Annotated in this window: 3 protein-coding genes and 2 pseudogenes; 2 read left to right on the top strand and 3 right to left on the bottom strand. The window is 32.3% G+C overall.

What is annotated here, in order from left to right; all coding sequences use genetic code 11:
• Nucleotides 1–560: 560 nt before the first annotated feature.
• Nucleotides 561–1337 carry an ABC transporter permease gene (locus tag BN35_RS12570; protein ID WP_025073255.1) on the bottom strand — a complete coding sequence of 259 codons (777 nt, stop codon included), beginning with the start codon at nucleotides 1335–1337 and terminating at the stop codon, nucleotides 561–563.
• The gene (locus BN35_RS12565; RefSeq protein ID WP_025073256.1) at nucleotides 1334–2236 is read right to left on the bottom strand and encodes an ABC transporter ATP-binding protein; all 903 of its coding nucleotides are present in this window, start codon (nucleotides 2234–2236) and stop codon (nucleotides 1334–1336) included. Before BN35_RS12565 ends, BN35_RS12570 begins: the two co-directional genes overlap by 4 nt.
• 172 nt (nucleotides 2237–2408) lie before the next feature.
• On the opposite strand from BN35_RS12565, the pseudogene BN35_RS14385 reads away from it, so the two are divergent.
• A pseudogene (locus BN35_RS14385) lies at nucleotides 2409–2540 on the top strand (IS1380 family transposase); the annotation flags it as partial.
• A 106-nt stretch (nucleotides 2541–2646) separates the two neighbouring features.
• On the opposite strand, the gene BN35_RS13850 reads toward BN35_RS14385, so the two are convergent.
• On the bottom strand, nucleotides 2647–2952 hold the full coding sequence (locus tag BN35_RS13850) for a hypothetical protein (RefSeq protein ID WP_169337620.1): 306 nt from the start codon (nucleotides 2950–2952) through the stop codon (nucleotides 2647–2649).
• A 388-nt stretch (nucleotides 2953–3340) separates the two neighbouring features.
• On the opposite strand from BN35_RS13850, the pseudogene BN35_RS13405 reads away from it, so the two are divergent.
• Nucleotides 3341–3647: pseudogene (locus BN35_RS13405) on the top strand (IS1380 family transposase); the annotation flags it as partial.
• Nucleotides 3648–3795 lie beyond the last annotated feature (148 nt).

Here is a 3795-nt window from a genome sequence, read left to right as displayed (position 1 = left end):
GAAATTTTGGATTTTGGATAGATTCTGATTATACAATGAAAGACTATTGTAAACTTGATATCCAAATGATAACAGAACAAGAGTTTAACAATTTATGGAACTCTGTCTATTATGATAGAAAGAAAGGTGAATTTAAACCTGTTCATAGCTTCTGACAGGGTGTCCAAAAAAACATTCATCCTTGTTTGAAGAGTCGCATTGTGGGGTAAGGGGATATTGTAGGCAGAAGTGGGTGCTTCAAGTTCAAATTATCTGCAAATTCAGTAATGAGAGGACGTGTAAACGCAATAAGGACGTTCAAGGCTTAGTTGCGGATTTGAGGCTTAATTTTTTCATTATTTTAAGTTGTTAAGTTATTATTACCCTAATATTACGCTAGGGACTGCATTTTGTTTCATGTATAGATCTGATGATACTAAAGTTGAATTCGTTCAGAAGATCTGTAGTAATAGATTCACTAGTGTATTAATGAAATACTCTTTTGAAGTGCTAATTTCTGTAACATCTCTAAAGTTTTATTTCTTAATTAATTATTTGATTTTTTCACCGAATGGTATCTTTTATTTTTTCCTTATAAATACAAAAAATGAGATAACGACAAAGAATAACACATAGGCTATGTTTACGTATTCGCCTTTCGAAAAGTTTATTATCCCGCTATAAAAACAATAGTTTAATCTCCACACTGTACTATAGGGTATAAGGTAGATATAATCTTTATTTTGAGCAATAATACAAAAAATCGTCATGAGGCTAGCAAACCCAATAGGTAAAACAAAACTCTTAAAAATCAAACTAAGATAATATTGTATAAATGAAACAGCAGAAAGTGCTATAAACAAATACGAAAAATAAGAAGCTATTAGGTTATTAACATTATAACTGGAGAATTCATATCCAGGTAATAACTTATCCAGAGCAAAACCAGACAGGAGGAAAGAAAGATAACCTATAAGGAAAGAAATAAAGTTAATCTCTAAAAGGAAGACTATTTTGCTCGAATAAATTGTCAGCTTGCTAATTGGTCTTGTAAAAAGAAGTCTAAATCCATAATTCTTATATTCTACATCGCATAAAGAATAACTCAAAATGGCTGCAAGAATTGGATAAAGCAGAGCATAGAAGTCGAAGATGTATCTACCCAATACCCATACCCAAGGATTATAATCAATAGTTATTGCCGGATTATAGATATCATCAGCATGTTTATGCAAAACATATATATCGACGCATAAAGTCATGAACAAAGGAAATAGCAAGAAAAGCCAAATGGCAATATTAAATCTTAATTTATAGTGTTCACTTTTAAGAATAGTAAAGAACGATATAGGTTTCATAAGTCGGTTTTTATTAGATGAAGGAATACAGACTCCAAATTTTCTTGGTATGTATCTGCAAATAAAATTTGAATGTGGTTTTGTTGCATTAATTTTTTAAAACTGTCAAAGGAACCATCTTGCTCTATTTCTATAATAAGCGTTCCATCAGAGATCCTTTTTGTGGGAATCAAGTGTTCTTTACATATCTTCATGCATCGTTCCGGTTGGTCCGTATGTATTAAATAAGATTGCTTTTTCTGATTGAGTAGACTATTAATTTCTCCTTGAAACAATAATCTTTTATTATTTAATATTCCGATGTGTGTGCATATTTTCTCCATTTCAGCTAAGATATGTCCTGAAATGAAAATAGTTTTTCCTTTACTTTTAAGTTTGAGCATTAGCTCTCTCATTTCAAAAACGCCTTGAGGATCTAGTCCATTGAGTGGTTCGTCAAGAATGAGTAATTTCGGATTATGAAACATTGCCATCGCAATTCCCAAGCGTTGTTTCATTCCTGTAGAATATTTTCTAACTTTTTTGTCTTTATCTTTAGTCAAATTCACAAGCTCTAGAACCTCTTGAATGCGTTTTTGTCCACAATGATATAGTATATCCAAATAGTTTAGATTCTCATAGGCACTCAAATCTGCATAGAAGAATGGATGTTCAATCAAGCATCCTATATTTTGAAGGATATGTAATCTGTTGGAATGAAATTCTTTTTTATTGAAAAATACCGTATTTATTTTAGTTTGCTCCAATCCTAAAAGTATCTTTATCGTTGTTGATTTACCCTCTCCATTCTTGCCTAAGTATCCATAAATGGAACCTTCTGGAATCTTCAAGTTAATGTCTTCTAATACAGAATGATTTCTGTAGTTAAAAGTGAGATGGCTAGTTTCAAGTATATTCATAATCAACACTTTCTTTTAAAATTATTCGTATTTATCCTTAATTCCGCAACACTATTATAAATTAAACTTTTTAAGTACCTGAGCAACAAAAAGTTGCTCAGGATTTTTGCCATGTCAGAATTTTCACTTATCTTAGTGTTGCAAAAAAAAACAAGAGAATCCGACGATAGGCATGGCGAAGATACAAATTAAATCTGAGAGACTCACTCCTTTTGGGGGATTATTTTCAATCATGGAGCAATTTGACTCCACATTATCATCTATTGTGTATTGCCTCAAGTCACATTGTGGGGTAAAGGGATATTGTAGGCAGAAGTGGGTGCTTCAAGTTCAAATTATCTGCAAATTCAGTAATGAGAGGACGTGTAAACGCAATAAGGACCTTCAAGGGCTTAGTTGCGGATTTGAGGTTAAATTAATCGACTCCAATCAATTCCTACTACAAAACTAATTACTAAACAACAAAACAACCCCACCGTTGATTGTAAACGAGCAGTAGCATCTTTTATTCCAAATATCAATTGCAGTATATAACAAAATATATAATAAAATATAGTCAATACGATAATTACTATAAAATCTCTCCACAGAACCGCAGGATAATGGTAAATTAAACTTTCACGAGGAGTTGACACAATTCCTATATGTATAGCTATCCAACCTATGAAATAAAATATGCTGAAAAAGAAAGGTAAATACAAATTATCTTTGTTCATTATACCAAATATTTTAAAATTAAGGATAACAAGAAAACAAACCCCAAAACGAGATTCATGAAAGACAAATCTTTTCTCATTTTTTTTGAAAAAACAAACAAAAATACATAAATAAATGAAGGAACGATGACCATAATCAAATAATTAAGATCTTTCATTTCTATTAATCGTTGTGATTGACTAAACAAGAAGAGACGAACAATTCCATCTAGCATCAAACCAAAACAGATAAGTCGGATTAATCGTTTAAAATTATTCATATATCAATAATTTCCTTTAATAATTGATAGATTGGGCTTAGATGACCATACGTCTAATGCTTTTAATATTTCATCAAATACCTTACTAGTATTAGTTTGACCATGTGCATATGAATCCGACGATAGACATGGCGAAGATACAAATTAAATCTGAGAGACTCACTCCTTTTGGGGGATTATTTTCAATCATGGAGCAATTTGACTCCACATTATCATCTGTAATCGACTCAACCCTCGGTCTAAGGTGTAGATCGTTCGGTTATCAGTACAGCGAAATCATCCGTTCTTTCACGAGTATCTACTTCTGTGGCGGTTCATGTATCCCAGGATGTCACTACTCATTTGATGAACCACCTCTCGCTTCATCCGACACTTCGCACTTGTAGCTCTGATACTATCCTCAGAGCGATAAAGGAGTTGACGCAAGAAAACATTTGAAGATGTTACGCTTATTTCATTTCCTCTCAGCTTTAATTTTACTCTTTTTTGGCGACTAAAGCATTGAGATAAGCTAACTATTTGCATGCTTTAGCGGTGCTAATGCATGAAGATAACACCTCAAATGCGTGTTTCCAAGAGCATT

Source organism: Hoylesella timonensis 4401737 = DSM 22865 = JCM 15640, from assembly GCF_000455445.1.
Taxonomy (GTDB): domain Bacteria; phylum Bacteroidota; class Bacteroidia; order Bacteroidales; family Bacteroidaceae; genus Prevotella; species Prevotella timonensis.
This window is presented reverse-complemented; position numbering and strand designations above follow the sequence as displayed.